This is a genomic window from Mycobacterium sp. 050272 (assembly GCF_039023525.1).
In the GTDB taxonomy this organism is placed as follows: Bacteria; Actinomycetota; Actinomycetes; order Mycobacteriales; family Mycobacteriaceae; genus Mycobacterium.
Genome location: NZ_JBCHKV010000007.1, coordinates 259306 through 278764, shown reverse-complemented (window position 1 = coordinate 278764; position 19459 = coordinate 259306). Strand labels below are relative to the sequence as shown.

Below are 19459 nucleotides of genomic sequence, written 5' to 3'. Positions count from 1 at the left end.
TGAGTTCGAAGCAGCGTTCTACGATGCACAACGGACCGACCAACCCCTGGTCGAAATCCAATAGCCCGAGCCTCCGGCAGAACCAGGGCGTTTCAGTCGTGTTGAATTGCGTTGTCTTGTTCGCTAGTTCCAAAACACGCGGCAACAGCGGCGAGTCGATCTCGGTGATGCGATCGAGTTGGCTGCGAACTTGCAGATTTTTCAAGAAAGACTCGCGATCCATCGACGCCATCTCCGCATTGCTTGCAAGGATGCCCCGATAGGAGGACTCGCGTTTCATCGATTCATCGGTCATAACGCTGCGCTGCGTTTCGGCTGCCCACAACAGAATTCGCCGCGTCACAAACGGGTTGCTACCAATTGCGCGGATGCCCGGCACGCCAGTCAACACTTCGCTGCGCTCGACCGGATTGTCGTCGACAAACAGCGCGCTCTTGGCGGTGAGCTGCAACTCCGACAGGATGGCCCGCACGTTGTCCGGTTTGGGGGCCCAATTGATCTTTGGCGCTATGAAGTCGTCCAACGAGATCCACGGCAGGCCGACTGCGCGCGACCACCTGTCCTGCACCACGCTCTCGTCGTTCTTCGAACACAGCGATACCATGATGCCGCGCCGCCGCAGGTAATGCACCGTCTCCCACATGCCGACCGGCCAGTTGTGTAAGTCCGGCCACTGGCGCCCCGTCTCGTAATGCTCAGCGATCTGCCCGCGCCACAAGGTGTTATCGAGGTCAAAGATGACAATTTTGACCTGGTCGACTTGCTGCGCTACGCGATGTAGATAGCGGATCTGGTCGAGTACCAATTTCAGGAATGGCTTCGTTTGCAGCTGATAAAACTCGGCCAGGTCGGGCACCGGCTCGACACGCGCGCAGTTCGGTGCCGACCACACCGGCCAGTTATCGTGCTGCGCCCATTCCTCGTTTAGCACCGCATGACTGCCGAGTACGGAGCCGTGGCTGTAGAAATAGACGATGTCGTCGAGGAAGTTGCGTTTGCCGTACGAGTTCGCCAGGCTGTTTACGTCCGCCAAGTAGGTGTTTTTGTAGTTGCGAACCAGCTGTGCGAGTGTCTTGTTCAATTCCGTGATCAACGCAGTTAGGTCGGCCTCGCCTCCGATGCCGGCTAGGCTGGGCGCCGCGTGACCTTGGGGCACAAAGAAATTGGCGACCAGTGTCAGTATTCCGTGCTGTACGTTATAAGCCATCGCAGCGTCGAGCATCGCGGCCAATATGGCGCGCGAGTCCTCTAGGATCGCGCGGAAACCTTGTGCTCGATCGATATCGAAAATGCGCACGATTCGGTCAGTCAGCACCTCCCGCAGCGAGATTTGGATGTACTGCAGCTGATAGTTATCGACCTGGGCCGCATCCAGTGCCGGCAACTGCTGAAGATTGTTCATTGGGATGTAATCGACTTTGAGCTCGGGGTCGAGTTCGCGGAAACGGTTCCGGTACTCCTCGCTGAGGCACGCGCCGATCAGCAGCATTCTTCTCAGCGGGACATCGGTCACTTGTAAGTCGTTGGGGAATAAGTAGGTAGAAATATCGATCGGCTCGACTGACTCTCCTGCCGCCGCCATGTCTGCGGCCTGAACAAGGCCAGCCTGACGGGCTAGGAACTCGTGGATCCGATGCCCGCGGGGCGTGTCCGGAAGGCGGTGTCTTTGGTTGAAGGCATGCATGATCCAACGTCTGCGGATTGCACCCAGTACAGGTGGCGTTCGATCTCCGGGGGACTGGGAGAAACGACTACCCGCGCGACGCGGATGGGCGGCTTCGTGGTCTTGCATGCTATCTCCGGTGTCGTTTTGGCTCGCAGCATAGCCTCACTCATGGGGTGCATTCGGCACATTCGCAAAGAGGAGGACTCCTGAGCTGATCGGTGCCGAAGACCTCGAGAGGTATTAAACCGATATCGAGGTCTCGCTGCACCGCGAATACAAACATCCCAGCCACGAAGGCTGACGCAGGGGCCAAGCGGCGCCTTGAGGGGTCGCGCCTCCGCAAACGGTTGGGGCCGCCGCGAGTCGGACGGGTAACTTGGGTCCGTTGTGCGAACCAGGCAAACCGCTGTACATCGCATTCCAACGCCTCACCAAGATGCGGGTCGAAGTGGCCTCACCGTCGGGATTCTGGGTACAAACTTCACCCCGGGGGCCAGATAGGTGTGCCCGCTCGGTTTCCGCGCATAGCCGAACTCCGTTAGCGGGCCTTGCGGCTCTGGGCGCGCGTTCTTACCCTCCTAATTAGCACTTTCACCGCGAGCAATCTGAAAAAGAACCCCAGCATTCCTTTTGTGTGGTAGGCAAAACGGAGCTTTGCCTCGAGCTCGTCATAGTCCGAGTTCGCCAGGACATTCGCGGGGTGCGCAAGGGGGGTATCTATCTCTCCCGCCTCGAGCGTGGAATAGATTCGATCATATTTTGTGTTTGTGTGAGTTGCTTCGGCGTCTATGCCAATATTTAATACCAAGTTTCGGACGGGAGTTACGCAGAGACCCGAGTTCTCCCACATGCTGTAGAACCACTGATAGTCCCAAGTATCAATTCGACCGCCTTCATACATCATCTCGAAGATTGATTCCCAATAGTAGCGTTCTCTCCTTTTATTAAAATATTGATCGAATAGTTTTCGGTCTCTAATGTCCGGCCAGCGTGTCATGTTGAGATCATATTTTTTCCAGGCCCGTCTCCAAGTTGCCCAGCCCCACATCACGTGCGCGTATCTGGAGAAATAGTAACTATTTGCCGTTTCGGCCTGTCCGAACAGATGATTCTGACCGGAGATCATCATGACTCGCTCATCATTTTCGTAGTGCTCAAGAAGTTCGCCGCAGTAGCGAAAGAATGACAGTGACGGTAGGCAGTCGTGTTCGAGCACGACGGCTTTGTCGACAAGGTCGAAGGCCCAAGCCAACCCGGAGGATATGCGGAGACGGATGGTCATGTTGGTCTCCGAGAAGTTCCTGTAAACTTCACATTCCCAATCAACTTCGTCGACGATAGCGCGTGCGGCGGCGCACTTCTCAGCCTCGCCAGGCACGTCTTCACGAGGTCCGTCGGCGATTACCAGCAGTTTGCTCGGCTGCGCAGCCCGAATCACCTCAAAGACCTGCCGGGTGGTGTCCGTCCGATTAAAGATGATGAAGATGACCGGTGGGGTTGGTGTCACGGTTTTGTCCTTGCGAGGGGGCGGGACAGCAAAATATAGACAATTTCATTAGGTTTGACATCATCTATGTCGTCATTGAATCGACAAGTCTTGGTCATTAGGTGTGACGACCGGACGGCTTCCCAAATGGTGGCGTATCCAAGCATATGTGAGCACGTCCCTCAGCCTGGGAGCTGCGAAGTGTCGACGCCAGAAAGCCGGAACCGCTAAGACAATTGTTATGGGTGTCCATGGATTCGAAATCTTGATGACGATTTGTGATTTTCCGCCAAGGGGAGGCGGATTTTGAATGATGAGAAGGCTTGTCCCGGCGACGTCTTGGATCCCATAATTGACGGCTTCTCCTTGAGAAGCAAGCCAGCGCGTCAGATACTCTCTTGTCGATCGTGCCGTGTCTGGGTTCCATGCGCCATAAAATTTCTGTTCAGAAATACATATGGGTATCAGTCCGTGATTGGATACGGCCTCCCACACGGCCGCGGCCACACCCGGTGTGTGTATGGCCCTGAAGTCGTCCATTACTACCACACCATTGTCCGTCATGAGGCCGCGAGTGTCGGCAATATCTCTACACACGACGTTGTACAGATGACTGCCGTCTATGTGCACAAAGCGAAGCGTTTTAGCCTCAACCCTGTCAATCAGATGCTCAGATAGTTCCGCGAGCACGACCGGCGGACGGGCCACCCATTGCGAATAATTCTCTTCGAACTTTTTGCGAGAGAGGCCGCCGTAAGTTTGTGCATTCTCCGCAATATTTTCGATATCACCTTCTGTGTCGTTAAAGATGTCGCAAATAATGACCTTTTCTTCCAAGCGTGCGTGGCAGCCTAATACGATCGCACTCTTGCCATATAAGGCCCCAATTTCAAGCAAATCACCCCGAATATCGTGATGAAGTTGCATACTGAAGATCTGATCGAACAAAAGAAAGTCGATATCCCAAAACGCTCCGGGAACTGAATTACGTTTTTCCCAATACTTCCGAACGCATTGAGATATACCTTTAGCCGTCATTGCCCACGCTCTTAGTTCGTGGCGCCCACGCGGTGGTGGGGGCCCGCTTGAAAAGGTTGTGGTGGCGGCCATCGCATAGCCGCTGCCCTAGTGAGCCCAAGCTTCGTGGGTCCCACATCAGCTCGGGGTGCGGTAATCGCATGCCGCGGTCGGTCAAAACCGCTCCCATCCGTTCGTCGGTTGCTCGTGGTCGGCATCCAAGACTTCGATTTGGGTGCGCCGTAGTGTCGTTCAAGGTACTCGACCCTACTCAATTTAGGGCCCGGTTTGAGTCAGCAGATGACAATCCAAGCAAAGCGAGCGTTGCGGAAGCAGCTAAGGCATCGAAGCTTTCTGGGCGATTGGGATGATCGTTTCCTAATCAATCAACCGACGGGGCGTCTCGTTGTGGAGGGAGGGGACCTGCGCCGAGTCTCTGGAGACTGACCACAGTCGATCCACTCAACTGGCGGTTGCTGCTCCGTCTACCATTAACCGAGACAACGCCCTGCTGCTGCGCACGACGAAGGAGTGAGACAGCTGCGATGATGCGGAGCCTTAGGTGTCTTTGCGAGCATTCATTTGCAGAGGTGTGGCTTTGGTGAAGCGAGCGCTGATTACCGGCATCACCGGTCAGGATGGCTCATATCTTGCGGAGCTGCTGCTGCGCAAGGGATACGAGGTCCACGGGTTGATCCGCCGAGCCTCGACGTTCAACACCTTTCGAATCGATCACCTTTACATCGATCCACATCAACCGGCTGCACGATTGTTCTTGCACTACGGAGACCTCAGCGACGGCACCCGTCTGGTCACCTTGCTCAGCACCATCGATCCTGACGAGGTATACAACCTCGCGGCGCAGTCTCACGTGCGCGTGAGCTTCGATGAACCCGTTCACACCGGCGACACCACCGGTATGGGGTCGATCCGACTACTTGAGGCCGTTCGCCTTTCACGGGTGGACTGCCGCTACTACCAGGCGTCCTCGTCGGAGATGTTCGGCGCCTCACCGCCGCCACAGGATGAGCAGACGCCGTTTTATCCGCGGTCACCTTACGGCGCGGCGAAAGTGTATTCCTACTGGGCGACGCGCAACTACCGCGAAGCCTACGGCTTGTTCGCGGTGAACGGCATTTTGTTTAATCACGAATCACCAAGGCGTGGTGAGACTTTCGTGACACGGAAGATCACTCGAGCGGTGGCTCGTATTAAGGCCGGGGTCCAGACAGATCTTTACATGGGCAATCTCGATGCGGTCCGGGACTGGGGATACGCGCCCGAGTACGTTGAGGGCATGTGGCGGATGCTGCAGGCCCCCGAACCGGACGACTTCGTTTTGGCCACGGGTCGCGGATACGCGGTGCGGGAGTTCGCCCAGGCCGCATTTGAACACGCCGGACTCGACTGGCAGAAGCATGTGAAATTCGATGACCGCTACCTGCGCCCCACCGAAGTGGATTCGCTGATAGGCGACGCAACGAAGGCGGCCGAATCGCTCGGCTGGAAGGCGACGGTCCACACTGGCGAACTCGCACGGATCATGGTGGACGCGGACATTGCGGCACTGGAATGCGATGGTCAGCCGTGGATCGACCGACCGACCGTTTTGGGTTGGACATGAGTGATAACGCGCAAGCGTCGGTTGGCGCGCTCGACCGGGCACTGCCGGTGTACGTCGCCGGGCATCGCGGCCTGGTCGGTTCCGCGTTGCTACGGAAGTTTGAATCTGAGGGGTTTACCAACCTCGTTGTACGCTCACACAGCGAACTCGATCTGAAGGATAGGGCCTCGACGTTCGACTTCCTGCTGGAGACTAAGCCGCACGTCGTCATTGACGCGGCTGCCCGGGTTGGAGGCATCATGGCCAACGACACGTATCCGGCCGACTTCTTGTCTGACAACCTGCAGATCCAGGTCAATTTGCTCGATGCGGCCTTGGCCGCACGCGTACCTCGGTTGCTGTTCCTCGGATCCTCATGCATATACCCAAAATTCGCGCCGCAGCCCATCCAGGAGAGCTCGCTGCTGACAGGCCCGCTTGAGCCGACAAACGATGCCTACGCAATCGCGAAGATCGCCGGCATTCTTCAGGTACAGGCGGTCAGGCGTCAATACGGCCTGGCGTGGATCTCGGCGATGCCGACCAATCTGTACGGGCCGGCAGACAACTTCTCCCCTTCGAATTCGCATTTGCTGCCGGCGCTCATCCGCAGGTACGAGGAGGCCAGATCTGGTGGTCTCCCGTACGTGACGAATTGGGGCACCGGAACACCGCGGCGTGAGCTGCTGCATGTCGACGATCTGGCGAGCGCATGCCTGCATTTGTTGGAGCATTTCGATGGTCCGATCCACGTCAACGTCGGAACCGGGGTCGACCACACCATCAGCGAGATCGCCGATATGGTCGCCGCAGCGGTCGGCTACACCGGCGAAACACATTGGGATACAACGAAACCAGACGGGACACCCCGCAAACTGCTGGATGTATCGAGCTTGCGCCAGGCAGGATGGCTGCCCCGAATCGAGCTGCGGGATGGTATCGAGGCAACGGTGGCGTGGTATCGGGCGAACGCTGCGGCGGTGCGCCAGTGAACGGCCGCGACAGCGACAGGCAAAGACTGTCGCGTGTTAGCGTGACGCGATGAGTTTGTTCCGCCCTGGTGGATCGATCGCGCGCAACACCACATTCGAAGTGTCGTTTCCCTATTCCGAAAGCGGGTGGAAGCGGCAGTTCGTCAAGCAACTCGAATCGCGCCGCATTTATACGGTTTTCGATGTTGGTGCAAACTCCGGACAGTATGCGGCGGACCTCCGGAAGGCTGCGTACAAGGGACGTATTGTATCCTTCGAGCCACTATCTGGACCTTTTTCGCTGCTGGAATGCAACGCATCGCGGGATCCGGCGTGGGATTGCCGACAGTGTGCGTTGGGGGACTCCGACGGAACAATCTCGATAAATGTCGCAGGCAACGCCGGTGCTAGCAGTTCCATCCTGCCGATGCTGAAACGACATCAAGACGCGTTTCCACCTGCGAATTATGTTGACGTCGAAGAGGTGTCGATCCGACGACTTGACTCCGTTGCGCTGGAATTTCTAGGGCCCGATGAATCGATTTTCCTCAAAATCGACGTTCAGGGTTTCGAGCGGCAGGTGCTTGCCGGTGCCACAACGTTGGTGAGTGAACGCGTGGCCGGTATCCAGCTCGAATTATCTTTCGTCCCTTTGTATGACGGCGGCATGCTCATCCGCGAAGCGCTCGATCTGACCCATTCTCTGGGTTTCACGCTGACCGAATTGCAGCCGGGTTTCCGGGATCCGCGTGACGGCCGACTCTTACAGGCCGACGGGATTTTCTTCCGGGAAGACGAGTGACCAAGGATCGCCTATACGGCGCCGCATCGAAGTCTGACGCTGTTAACGTGGCTGACGCCATGACTACGCCGACGTTTTCGATCATCATTCCAACGTTCAACGTGGCTGTGACGCTGGGTGCCTGCCTGGAGAGCGTTGTTAGCCAGTCGTACAGAAACTTCGAGGTGGTGCTCGTCGATGGAGGCTCGACCGACGCAACCGTCGATATCGCGAAAAGCTTCATCCCGATGCTGGACACTCGTCTGATCATCCATTCTCGCTCCGACCAGGGCGTATACGATGCCATGAACCGTGGAGTCGATATGGCGACGGGGGACTGGTTGCTCTTTCTGGGAGCTGACGACGCCCTGTACGACGCGGATACCCTGGCTCGCGTGAACGCCTTCCTCGGCGAACATGAGCACAGTGATCTGGTGTACGGCGACGTGATCATGCGCTCTAACTCTTCGCGGCAAGCGGGGGCGTTCGACCTCGACCGTTTGGTATTCGAAGAGAACATCTGTCAGCAGGCAATTTTCTATCGGCGCGAGCTGTTCGCCGGCATCGGCCCATTCAATCTGCGCTATCCTATCTGGGCCGACTGGGACTTCAATATTCGCTGCTTCTCGAACCCGGCACTCGTCACCCGTTACATGGATATCGTGATCGCGCGGTACAACGACATGTCGGGCGTCAGTGCCAAGGAAGACAAAGAGTTCAAGAAGCGGCTGCCAAATTCTTCGCTATACGTTTTCAGGGCACGCCTGATCCCTGGGCGGACATTGGAATTGCGGTGGGGCCGTACGGCCTCACGCGAGTCCTAGACGCGGGCAAGCCCGTCGCGGAACCGGCGCGCTCGGGCGAACTCGTCGATGGGAGCACGCATCAGAGTCTTCAACCGCGACTGCCGATTTGGCCCGAACGCTGTGACGCTCACGAGGAGCGTCAACCATCTTGCCAACCACCATGGTATTGCAATGACCCGAATTGCCTTGGTAGCAGCCGGGTCCACGATCATCCACGTTAGGATTCGGAGCTGGTCGAGCCAGTGGCGATGAGCGCCCTTGATATTCGCCGTCTCCGTGCTCGCCGTGTGGTATCGGACCGAAAGTTCTTGTGGCACAAAGCGCACCGTTGATCGAAGCATCAGCCGCAGCCAGAAATCCAAGTCGACTGTCTGATGAATGTCGTTGCGGAAACCACCCGCCTCGATCGCCGTTTGGCGGCGAAACATCACGCAAGTCGGTTCACCGATCAAGTTGGCACTCGCGCCATAGATGCCCACTATCTGCATAACCAACGAGGACCCGGTGTTGCGCTCCCGCAGCTTCGCAAAATGATTGTGCAGCGTGCTCGGCACGCCCTGCCGTGATCCCGACGGAATGTTGGCGGTAACGACCCGCCGCGGCGCGAACGCGAGTCCGACGGAGGGATCGTCGAAGCACCGGGTGAGTGTCTGCAGGCCTCCCGGAAGCAGCCAGTCGTCTCCGTGGACGAACTGGATGAAGTCGCCGCGCGCGAGTTTCAGACAGCTGTTGTGGTTTTCGTTGAGGCCGAGACGCGTCTCGTTGCGTACCAGCCGGTCTCCCGGCCGCAGCAGCGATGCGACAAGTTCCGCACCGCCATCGGTCGACTGGTCGTCAACCACCACGATCTCGAACTCGACGCCATCCTGTTCCAGGATGCTGCGCAGACAGCGCTCGATGGTCGCGCCGTTGTTGTACATAGGCACACACACCGAGACGAGTGTCACGCGCTGGACTCTGCCGCGCGCCGATAACCGCGTATGGCGAGCGGAGCGAAGACCGCCACCAGCACAATTGCCCAGAGGAAGGTCATGGCCAGCGGCAATACAATCGGGCCGCCGTAAGCTAGCGATCGCATCGTCTCAATGGGCGGCGATAGCGGTTGAATGTGGATCCACGGCTGAAGCGCCTTCGGGAAAGACTGTACTGGAGTAGTTGCAGGGTTAACGAAGGCCAGCGTGACGGTGCCGCCCACCAGCCAGGTCATGATGGTGCGGCCATTTGTCCGAATGACCAGCGCCATCAGCAGCGTTGTATATCCGACGACCATGATCGATGGGATCAGAACGTATAGCAGCACCGTGGCCCAGCCGTGAGTGAAGCGCAGGCCCAGGAACACCCCGAGCAATGTGATCAGCAGTGTACCCACGAGCGCGCGCGTAGCTTCCGCAACGAGTCGACCGGTGAGCGCGCTTGCCCGGTGCACCGGGAGCACCCACATCCGAGTGAGCAGCCCCGCCTGGCGGTCCATCGTGATGCCGACCGCGTTCCCGAGGGAACCGAACAGCGCGGATAGCACCGCGCAGAACGGGACCAGGCCGTAAATACTGTCTACCCCGGTCGCTCGGTGCAGCTGCTCGCCCAACACGATTTGGTAGAGGAGCAACAGGAAAATGGGAAACAGAAGTGAACCCATCAGCACCGCTCGGTCACGGCGCCAACGGATCAGGTGCCGCCCAGCCTCCAACCAACTCTCGACGAGCAACGAGCCGTGGTGCGTGGATTGCGAGGTCATAAACCGCGCCTCTGCATGCGGAGCGTTATCGCGCCGAAAACCAGCACCATTCCCATACACCAGGCCAAGCTGGTCAGCAGGTTGCTCATCACCAAGTACCCACTGCCGAGCCCGCGGAGCGTTTCGGCGACCTGCGACACGGGTTGGTTGCGCACTAAGGGACGTAACCAACCCGGAAACGTTTTTTCGGGGGCGATCCCAGTGGACAACATGAACAACAGCAGCTGCGGTACGAACAGGGCGTAGCTGGCTCCCTGCAGACTTTTCGAACTGGATCCCAACGCGTCGGCGCCGAGACCGACTGCCAAGCACAACAGCAATGAGATGAGGACGAACGCTATCGCGTAGAGCAATCCGCCGGTCATTCGGAACCCGAACGCGAAGCCGGCGCCCATCGAAACCGAAAGTGCCAGCGAGGCCCGGACCATCGTGGCAGCCATGCGGGCGGTCACCGGGGCTGCGGCGGTGATCGGCAGCGTCCGCAACCGCTCGCCGAGCCCGGTCAAACGGTCGCGCACCGCGCGGTCCGCGGTGAGCAGTCCAACGAAAATCATCGACTGGGCAACAACGGCCGGAACCAGATACTGCGAATAACTCACGCGGCCGGTGTCGATGAGGCCGTGCAGCGCCACGCTGAAGCCCGCCAAATAGCCTACCGGTGAAACGATCTCGAAGATCATCTCGCCGTCGCGCGCCGACGACATCAGCGAACGTTCGGTGAGGGCGGCCAGCGCGCTCATGATGGGGCGACGGCGCGCTCGGTGATATGCAGGAACGCCTCATCCAGTGAGGGTTTGCGAAGCGAAATGTCGGCAAGTTCGATGCCCAGAGCATCGACGCGGCGAAACACATCGGCCAGCGTGGCAACCCCACCGGGGGCGACTACGGACACCGAGTTTGTGTCGCCGTCGACATCGACCCCATCGAGCCCCATCAGCGCCGCGGCGACTTGCGGCAAGTCGGCCGGATTGGCCGGGCTCACTTGGCAATAGCTCGCCCCGACTCGGCGCTTGAGGTCTTCCGCCGTGCCGCTGGCGATCACCAGCCCGTGGTCGATGACGACGATCGAGTCGCTCAGCAGATCCGCCTCCTCCAGGTACTGCGTGGTCAGCAGGATCGTGATGCCTTGCGCGGCTAAAGAACTCACGAGTCCCCAGACGTCGCGGCGGCTACGCGGGTCAAGCCCGGCGGTCGGCTCGTCGAGAAAAAGCACTTCTGGCAGAACCATCAGCGCAGACGCCAGATCAACGCGCCGCTGCATGCCTCCGGAATAGGTGGCCACACCCCGGTCCGCGGCTGCGACCATGTTGAACCGTTCGATCAGCTCTTCCGCGCGAGCCTTGGCTTGGCGGCGACTCAAGCCTCTTAACCTCCCGAATAGCACGAGGTTCTCCCGGCCAGTGAGGAGCGGGTCGAGACTGATGAATTGCCCAGTCGTCGCGATGCTGGCACGCACTTCGGCAGGGTGACGAGCGATGTCGTATCCGGCGACAACGGCGCGGCCCGAAGTCGGCGGAATCAGCGTGGACAAAATGTTGATCGTTGTTGTCTTGCCCGCGCCGTTGTGTCCGAGCAAACCGCATACTGTGCCGGCCGGAACCGAGAAGCTGACGCCGCTCAGAGCGGACGTCTTCCGCCCGAATGTCTTAGTGAGACCGTCAACTTCGATCGCCAGTGAACTCACCTTAGGGAGTATTCCATGGTGGGTGCCGGCGTGTTGGCCGTATCGACGGCAGCCGACGAGGATCTGATTACTTTTCTGTCAACACTATTGGCAAGCACGCGCACGTCCGTCGGCGCACTTAACGGAAAGAGCGCTCTCGCGCCGGTATTCGTCGTTTCGCTGATCGCCGCCGGGCGCATCTAGACCGATTGCCTGGGGATCTCGGCGGTAGGTGCGTCGTCGGGGAATTGGCGGCCCAGCAAAGCGCGCACCAGCGGACGCGAACCTTCGGGCCGCAACATCTGACTGGACGGGCGCGGTCGGACTATTTGCGGCCACCAGAACCAGCGCCCAAGGAGTGTGGCAATAGTCGGTGTCATGAACGAGCGCACAATCAGGGTGTCGAACATCAGGCCCAGACCGATGGTCGTACCGACCTGACCGATGATCCGCAAATCGCTGGACGCCATCGACGCCATCGTGAAAGCGAACACCAGACCGGCGTTGGTGACGACCTTGCCGGTACCACCCATTGCCCGAATGATGCCCGTGTTGATACCGGCGCCAATTTCTTCTTTCATGCGGGATACCAGCAGCAAGTTGTAGTCGGATCCCACCGCCAGCAGCACGATCACCGACATTGGCAGAACCATCCAGTACAGCTTGATGCCCAAAATGTACTGCCAGATCAGCACCGAAAGCCCGAACGACGATCCCAGCGATAGAGCTACCGTACCCACGATGACCAACGCGGCCACAAAACTGCGGGTGATGATCAGCATGATCGTGAAAATCAGGCAGAGCGCGCCAATTCCCGCGATCAAAAGATCGAATTTCGAGCCGTCTTTGAAGTCCTTAAAGGTCGACGCGGTGCCGGCGAGATAGATCTTGGCGTCTTCCAGCGGCGTCGTCTTGAGGGCTTCTTCGGCCGCCGTCTTGATCTTGTCGACCCGGTCCACGCTTTCCGGCGTCGCTGGATCACCTTTGTGGGAAATGATGAACCGGGCTGCCTTCCCGTCAGGTGACAAGAATTGATTCATCGCCTTCTGGAAATCCGCGTTCTTGAAAATCTCGGGCGGCAGATAGAAGGAATCATCGTTCCTGGAGTTGTCGAACGCCTGGCCCATGGTGGTGGCGTCCTTATTGTCGACGTCAACCTGGCCGATGATCCCGCTCATGGTGCTGTGCATTGTCAGCGTGGTCGTCTTGAAGAACTGCAAGGATGCAATCAATTGCGGGTACTGCTCGAGCAGCTGCGGCAGCAGCACATCCATTTTGTGTAGGTCAATCAGCAGATCGCCGAGTTTGTCGCTCAGCTCGTCGATTCCGTCAAGCGTATCGAAGATAGACCGCAACGAAAAACAAATAGGGATATCGTAGCAATGCTTTTCCCAGTAGAAATAGCTTTTGATCGGTCTGAGGAAATCTTCAAAGTCGGCGAAGCGATCTCTCAAATCGTGCAAGAGATCGGTCATCTCGTAAGTCTTCGTGATTGACTCGTGAGTAAGCCTAGTAAGTTCCTTCTGGAATTCGTAAATCCGCTTTATCGAGGCCATCTGGATGTCCATCATGTGGACCTGCTCGAGCAAGTCATCCATGCGAGCCTTCATGTACTTGATGTTTTGCGTCTGGGCCGAGTTTTGCATGGCCAGCATGAAGGGGATCGAGGTGTGCTCGATCGGCGTGCCCTCGGGCCTGGTTATGCCCTGAACCCGGGCAATTCCGGGGACTTTGAAGATCGCCCGGGCAAGCCGGTGCAGAACGATGAAGTCGGCCGGGTTGCGCATATCGTGGTCGGATTCAATCATCAGAATTTCGGGCAGCATCCGCGCTTGGGAAAAGTGACGGTCGGCGGCCGCATAGCCGATGTTTGCCGGAATATCGTCGGGCATATAGAGCCGGTTGTTGTAGCTGGTCTGATAGCCGGGCAGCGTGACCAAACCGACCAACGCGACCGCGATGGTCGCGACCAGGATGGGCACCGGCCAGCGGACAATTGCCGTGCCGATCCGCCGCCACCGACCGAAGCGGATGGCCCGGGTGGGATCGAGCAACCCGAAGCGGCCGCCGATGGTCAGCACTGCCGGAACCAACGTCAGCGCGATCACGACGGAAATGACCAGGCCGATGGCGCATGGCACGCCCATGGTCTGGAAGATGGGCATGCGGGTGAAGCTCAGGCACAACATGGCGCCGGCGATCGTCAGGCCGGAACCCAAAACAACGGGGACGACCCCGCGAAACGTGTTGTAGTAAGCGGTTTCTCGATCCTCGCCGGCCTGGCGCGACTCTTGATAGCGGCCGAAGAAGAAGATCCCGTAGTCGGTTCCGGCCGCCATCGCGAGGGCGACCAACAGGTTGACCGCGAATGTCGACAGCTGGACGAGGCTGTGATCGCCTAGAAACGCGACGATTCCGCGAGCTGCTAGTACCTCGACCCCAACCGTGATCAACAACAGGATCACCGTGATGATCGACCGGTAGACGAACAGCAGCACCACGAAAATGATCGCCGCGCCGACCGCGGTCATCTTCAGAATCGATCGGTCACCGGCCTCCTGCATGTCCGAGAACAGCGCTGACGGACCAGTGACATACGCCTTGATGCCGGGAGGGGGCGGATTTTTCGCGATGATGTCCCGGACGGCGGCGATGGAGTCCTGGCCTTGCGTCGTGCCCTGGTTGCCGGCCAGATTCATCTGGACGTAAACGGCCTTACCGTCGGCGCTTTGCGCACCCGCCGCGGTGAGCCGGTCGCCCCACAGATCCTGTACGTGCTCAACATGTTTCGTGTCGGCCTTCAACAACCGCATCAACTTGTCGTAGTACTTGTGCGCGTTGTCGCCGAGCTCGTTCTGCCCTTCGATCACGAGCATCACGAAGCTATCGGAGTCGGACTCCTTGAAGACCTTGCCCATCCGCATCATGGCCTGCACGGCCGGCGCGTCTTGCGGCGCCAAGGGCACCGAGTGCTCCCGGCCCACCCGCTCCAGCGACGGAACCGCGAACGTGACGAGCAGCGTCAGCGCCACCCATCCAAGGATGAACAGCACCGAAAGATTGCGGAGCGTCCGCGCGAAGAACGGCTTCTGGACGGGAGTATCGGCGTCTTGGGTGGCGATCGGTTCCGTGGTCATGCCGGCCTCACCGCGTCTCTTTCAGCAACAACGAACGCACCAACGGGCGAGGCCCCAAGGGGCGCAGCATTTGGCTTGCGGGCCGGGTGCGCACCTGTTGCGGCCACCAGAACCAGCGGCCCAGCATCGCCGCGACCGCCGGTGTCATGAAGGCACGAACCACCAGGGTGTCGAAGAGCAGACCCATCCCGATCGTGGTTCCCAACTGGGCGATGCTGCGCAGGTCGCTGACCGCCATGGACGCCATCGTGAACGCGAAAACCAGGCCCGCATTAGTGACGACCTTCCCGGTGCCCGCCATGGCGCGGATGATGCCGGTGTGGATGCCGGCGGCCAATTCTTCTTTCATCCGGGATACCAGCAGCAGGTTGTAGTCAGAGCCCACCGCCAACAGCACGATCACTGACATGGACAGAACAGTCCAGTGAATCTGCAGTCCCAGCAAGTACTGCCAGACCAGGATGGACATTCCGAAAGACGCGCCCAGCGATATCAAAACCGTGCCGACGATGACCAGCGCGGCGAGAAAACTCCGCGTCATGATCAGCATGATGATGAAAATGAGGCAGAGCGCGGCGACGCCGGCGATCAAGAGATCGTATTGGGCACCCTCGACCAAGTCCTTGACCACTGCTGCGGTTCCGGTCAGATAAACCTTCGCGTCTTCCAGCGGGGTTCCCTTCAGCGCCTCCTCGGCGGCCGTTCTGATTGGTTCGACCCGGGAGAGGCCCTCGGGCGTTGCCGGGTCGCCCTTTTGCGCAATCAGCATGCGGGCGCTCTTGCCGTCCGGAGACAGGAAGATCTTCATGACCCGCTTGAAAGTATCGGATCCGTCGATAATGCTCGGCGGAATGTAGAAACTGTCGTCATTCTTGGAGGTGTCGAATGCCTGCCCCATGGCATTCGGGTTTTGGCCGCCGTTCACCTCCATCTGACCGAGAGTTCCTTCCATGGTGCTGTGCATGGTCAGCATCATGGTTCGCATGCTCTGCATGGTTTCGATCATTTGCGGGATCTGTATCAGAATCTGCGGCAAAAGCACATCTAGCTTATCGAGGTCTGCCACCAATTCGGTGAATTTGTCATTGACCTCGTCGACGCCATCGACCGCGTCGAACACGGATCTAATCGCATAACAGACGGGAATGTCATAGCAATGCTTTTCCCAGTAGAAATAACTACGGAGCGGTCTGAAGAAATCCTCGAAATTCGAGACCCGGTCGCGCAACTCCGCGGTCGTTATCTGAATATCATGCGTCCGGGCAACCATGTCGTGGGTCGTGGCGGTGAGCTCTTTCATCAGGCCCAGCATGTGCTCCATTAGCTTGATCATTTCGCCCATTACTTCGGCCTGCTTCATCATGTCGTTCATGCGGTCTTTTTGGAACGCCATGTTCGTCATCTGGTTCGACTGCGACATGCTCATGATGTACGGAATACTGGTGTGCGCGAGCGGAGTTCCCTCGGGCCGCGTCACGCTCTGCACCGTGGAAACGCCCGGGACAGCGAGAATTCCCTTGGCCAATTGGTTCAACACCAGCATGTCCGTAGGATTGCGCAGGTCGTGGTCGGCTTCGACCAGCAGGATTTCCGGCATCATCATGCGCGATTCGGGGAAATGTCGGCCTGCGGCCGCGTTTCCGACGCTGGCGGGGATATCCTCGGGGATGAATTTCTGGTCGTCGTAGCTCGGGTTATATCCCGGAAGAGTGAGCAGCCCGACCAGGGCGACGGCCAATGTGGCGATGAAAATCGGCACGGGCCACCGAACAATTGCCGTACCAATTCTCCGCCACCCGCGTACCTGTAGCTTCCGTTTTGGCTCGAACAGTCCGAAACGGGCTCCTGCAGCGATAAGCGCCGGCCCGAGCGTTAGCGCAACCAGGACGGCGATGGCGATACCGGTCGCGTTGGGCAGGCCCAGTGGCTGGAAATAGGGGAGCCGGGTAAAACTCAGACAAAGAACGGCACCCGCGATTGTGAGCCCTGAAGCCAACACGACCTTGGCGACGCTGCTGAAAGTGGTGTAGAAAGCGGTTTCCTTGTCTTCGCCGGCCTGCCGTGCCTCCTGATATCGGCCGACAAAGAAGATCCCGTAGTCAGTTCCCGTGGCAATGACCGCGGCCACCAGCAGGTTGACGGCGAAAGTGGTGAGACCGATAAACCCGTGATAGGCGAGAAATGCCACCATTCCACGAGCCACTGTCAATTGCAGCCCGACCATCAGCAACAAGAGAATGACAGTAAAGATCGAACGATAGACGAGCAGCAACATAATGAAAATGACGGAAAGGCTGGCCAGGGTGACGGTCGTGACCGTCTCCTGACCCGCCTTATTCATATCAGCGACGGTCGCGGCCGGACCGGTGACGTAGACCTTCAGCCCTGGCGGTGCCTTCAATCCCGCGACGATGCCACGGATGGCGGCTACGGATTCGTCTCCCGCGGATGCGCCCTGCAGGCCACCGAGGTTCAGCTGCACATACGCGGCCTTACCGTCGATACTTTGCGCGGCGGCCGCCGTGACCGGATCTCCCCAGAAATTCTGGACATGCTGGACATGCTTTTTGTCGGCCTCGAGCCGGCGGACCAATTCGTCGTAATACTGGTGCGCATCGTGGCCCAGCGGTTGGTCTCCCTCGAGAACGATCATCGCCAGGGCGCCGGAATTGGATTCCTTGAAATCCTGTCCAAGCCTCGCCATCGCCTTGAACGACGGCGCGTCGACCGGGTTCAGCGATACCGAATGTCCTTGCTCGACAACCTCTAGCGGGGGGACGCCGACGGTGAAGAAGACGGCCAGACCCAGCCACCCCAGGATGATGAGGAATGAAAACCGGTGGATTGACCGCGCGATGAAGCCTCGCGTGGGCTGCTCCGTGCCAATGTTCTCGTCGCTCATGCCGCCGTCAGCACGCAGTACGTGAAGGCGTTCACCTCATGTGAGACCTTCTCGGACTTGACGGTGCCATCAACGATGATGCGGCAACCGATGGTGTCGGTATCTCCTTGTGCCACCACGTTTCCCACGATGGACGGCAGTGTGGTCGACAGATCCATCGACCACGGCAGGGTGACGCCGTTGATGTGTTGCGGGTCGGCGTTGACGTCGAAATAGCTGATGTCGGCGACGGTCCCCGGCGCGCCGAACACTTCGTACTTCAGATGCTTGGGGTTGAACGGCTTGCTGTCTTTGACTCGGGAGTCGGCGTAGGACTGGCGCTTCTCGGAACCGAATATCCCGTGCAACCGCGACACGGTGAACCCACCGGCAGTGAGCACCGCAACGATCAGCAGCGGAATCCACAGCCGCCCAAGAAGCTTGAGCGCCCCAGCCCCCGCGCCCCGCTTTTCCTTGCGGGCACCATTGGTCGGTTGGGATCCGGACTGACGACCGAACCTCCCGAAGCGGCCGGGGGGCTGGCTCACGCCCTGGCTACCTTCGGTGGCGACGTCGGACCGGGCTCGAACGTCATGCTCGACCACCGCACCCCCTTCAACCCGTTCACGGACTCGCGTACCTCACCGCTCGGACACTACCCAAACCTCGATCGCACCACGCCAGACCTGCGGCGGTCAGCTCAAACGAGCGGCGTTCGGCGAGTGCGACCAGATCTTGATGAGTAAACCATGCCGTTGCCCTCGACATCAGATCTTTCGTAACCCGGTACGGGATCGTTACTCGCACGGATGGGCAGGTGCACGGTAGCAATGCGCGGAATACCCCGGCGGAGCGGGTGTTGTATGCGTCATTGTCCCGAGCAATGGTGATACATATTACATTCTGGTGCGATCTCGCGCAGAAGTGTCGATCCGCCAAACGTCGGCGCGTAGCCGGCTAACGAAGTCCAAGCGGCGTGCATAGGGGCCTGAGCGTGCGATTTGTCGTCGTCCGGATCAGCAGCGGGTGATCCGGACGAGCGGCAAAGCGAAACGGTGTAGTCGCGCCATGTCAACGGTCGGGGGCGCTGGCAGCTACCACGCCGTGTCAGTATTTGCTGTGGCCGGCCCGCCGCCGATTCCGCTCTGATCTGCGGGTCCACCGCCGCGGCCGCGCGACGGTATTTCGGTGCGGCAACTAACGAGCAACGAGAGCGTAACTTGGTCGTTTTCTACCCGTAGGTAACGTACTCTTGGCGGTCGGCAGACAGCCCGTACCGTCGCTGCAGGTCACTGCACTTCAAGGCGCCAACGTCGGAGCGTTGCGCCTGGCACCGAATTGCCGACAGGTGCCGCGAGTGCTTAACAGATCACACCAGGAACTTTGTCGAAACCTCCGACCGAGCCTGTAGGCCTCCAGTATGGTTTGGAACGATCCCACCTATATCGAGAGAACGCCTGGAGAACTGTGAGCACCAATCCGTTCGACGACGATAATGGCAGTTTTTTCGTGTTGGTCAATGACGAGGAGCAACACAGCCTGTGGCCGACCTTCGCCGATGTTCCCGCTGGATGGCGGGTGGTATACGGCGAGGCGGACCGTGCGGCGTGTCTCGAGTACATCGAGCAGAACTGGCCGGATATCCGGCCGAAGAGTCTGCGCGAGCGGCTGGCAGCGGGTCGGAGTTTTGATAAGTAAACCGCCTGGGTATGG

The 19459-nt window shown here is 59.0% G+C and carries 16 protein-coding genes; 6 read left to right on the top strand and 10 right to left on the bottom strand.

What is annotated here, in order from left to right:
* From AAHS21_RS16720 to AAHS21_RS16710, 3 genes are all read right to left on the bottom strand, one after another.
* The coding region (locus AAHS21_RS16720) for an HAD-IIIC family phosphatase (protein WP_342928713.1) at positions 1-1684 on the bottom strand (1684 nt) is incomplete at its 3' end.
* A 520-nt stretch (positions 1685-2204) separates the two neighbouring features.
* Positions 2205-3173: a methyltransferase type 11 gene (locus AAHS21_RS16715; RefSeq protein WP_342928712.1), complete on the bottom strand. Its 969-nt coding sequence runs from the start codon at positions 3171-3173 to the stop codon at positions 2205-2207.
* A 72-nt stretch (positions 3174-3245) separates the two neighbouring features.
* Complete coding sequence (locus AAHS21_RS16710; protein WP_342928711.1) at positions 3246-4190, bottom strand: class I SAM-dependent methyltransferase; 945 nt, start codon at positions 4188-4190, stop codon at positions 3246-3248.
* A 580-nt stretch (positions 4191-4770) separates the two neighbouring features.
* On the opposite strand from AAHS21_RS16710, the gene gmd reads away from it, so the two are divergent.
* Genes gmd through AAHS21_RS16690 form a run of 4 tightly spaced genes read left to right on the top strand, consistent with a single transcriptional unit; the run spans position 4771 to position 8348 of the window.
* Complete coding sequence (gmd, locus tag AAHS21_RS16705) at positions 4771-5793, top strand: GDP-mannose 4,6-dehydratase (protein WP_342928710.1); 1023 nt, start codon at positions 4771-4773, stop codon at positions 5791-5793.
* On the top strand, positions 5790-6764 hold the full coding sequence (locus tag AAHS21_RS16700; protein WP_342928729.1) for a GDP-L-fucose synthase: 975 nt from the start codon (positions 5790-5792) through the stop codon (positions 6762-6764). Before gmd ends, AAHS21_RS16700 begins: the two co-directional genes overlap by 4 nt.
* A 49-nt stretch (positions 6765-6813) precedes the next feature.
* Complete coding sequence (locus AAHS21_RS16695) at positions 6814-7545, top strand: FkbM family methyltransferase (protein WP_342928709.1); 732 nt, start codon at positions 6814-6816, stop codon at positions 7543-7545.
* Positions 7546-7604: 59 nt separating this feature from the next.
* Positions 7605-8348 carry a glycosyltransferase family 2 protein gene (locus tag AAHS21_RS16690; RefSeq protein ID WP_342928728.1) on the top strand — a complete coding sequence of 248 codons (744 nt, stop codon included), beginning with the start codon at positions 7605-7607 and terminating at the stop codon, positions 8346-8348.
* Here AAHS21_RS16690 and AAHS21_RS16685 read toward each other — a convergent pair.
* The 4 genes from AAHS21_RS16685 to AAHS21_RS16670 are packed head-to-tail and all read right to left on the bottom strand — an operon-like array spanning position 8345 to position 11749.
* Positions 8345-9277 (bottom strand): glycosyltransferase, encoded by a 933-nt coding sequence (locus tag AAHS21_RS16685; protein WP_342928708.1) that lies wholly within the window; start codon positions 9275-9277, stop codon positions 8345-8347. The two genes, AAHS21_RS16690 and AAHS21_RS16685, sit on opposite strands and share 4 nt — an antisense overlap.
* Positions 9274-10065 carry an ABC transporter permease gene (locus tag AAHS21_RS16680; protein WP_342928707.1) on the bottom strand — a complete coding sequence of 264 codons (792 nt, stop codon included), beginning with the start codon at positions 10063-10065 and terminating at the stop codon, positions 9274-9276. The genes AAHS21_RS16685 and AAHS21_RS16680 overlap by 4 nt, the downstream gene beginning before the upstream one ends.
* The gene (locus AAHS21_RS16675) at positions 10062-10805 is read right to left on the bottom strand and encodes an ABC transporter permease (protein WP_342928706.1); all 744 of its coding nucleotides are present in this window, start codon (positions 10803-10805) and stop codon (positions 10062-10064) included. The genes AAHS21_RS16680 and AAHS21_RS16675 overlap by 4 nt, the downstream gene beginning before the upstream one ends.
* Complete coding sequence (locus tag AAHS21_RS16670) at positions 10802-11749, bottom strand: ATP-binding cassette domain-containing protein (protein ID WP_342928705.1); 948 nt, start codon at positions 11747-11749, stop codon at positions 10802-10804. The genes AAHS21_RS16675 and AAHS21_RS16670 overlap by 4 nt, the downstream gene beginning before the upstream one ends.
* Before the next feature lie 15 nt (positions 11750-11764).
* Between AAHS21_RS16670 and AAHS21_RS16665 the strand changes: the two genes are divergently transcribed.
* The gene (locus AAHS21_RS16665) at positions 11765-11932 is read left to right on the top strand and encodes a hypothetical protein (RefSeq protein WP_342928704.1); all 168 of its coding nucleotides are present in this window, start codon (positions 11765-11767) and stop codon (positions 11930-11932) included.
* On the opposite strand, the gene AAHS21_RS16660 is transcribed toward AAHS21_RS16665, so the two are convergent.
* The 3 genes from AAHS21_RS16660 to AAHS21_RS16650 are packed head-to-tail and all read right to left on the bottom strand — an operon-like array spanning position 11929 to position 18174.
* Positions 11929-14865, bottom strand: coding sequence for an RND family transporter (locus AAHS21_RS16660; RefSeq protein ID WP_342928703.1), 2937 nt, complete (start codon positions 14863-14865; stop codon positions 11929-11931). The genes AAHS21_RS16665 and AAHS21_RS16660 overlap by 4 nt on opposite strands.
* 7 nt (positions 14866-14872) lie before the next feature.
* Entirely contained in the window at positions 14873-17767 is a 2895-nt protein-coding gene (locus AAHS21_RS16655; RefSeq protein WP_342928702.1) for an RND family transporter, read from the bottom strand.
* Positions 17764-18174 carry an MmpS family protein gene (locus AAHS21_RS16650; RefSeq protein ID WP_096291064.1) on the bottom strand — a complete coding sequence of 137 codons (411 nt, stop codon included), beginning with the start codon at positions 18172-18174 and terminating at the stop codon, positions 17764-17766. The genes AAHS21_RS16655 and AAHS21_RS16650 overlap by 4 nt, the downstream gene beginning before the upstream one ends.
* 1039 nt (positions 18175-19213) lie before the next feature.
* Here AAHS21_RS16650 and AAHS21_RS16645 point away from each other — a divergent pair.
* Positions 19214-19444, top strand: a complete 231-nt coding sequence (locus tag AAHS21_RS16645; RefSeq protein WP_025735785.1) for an MbtH family protein — start codon at positions 19214-19216, stop codon at positions 19442-19444.
* Positions 19445-19459: the final 15 nt, after the last annotated feature.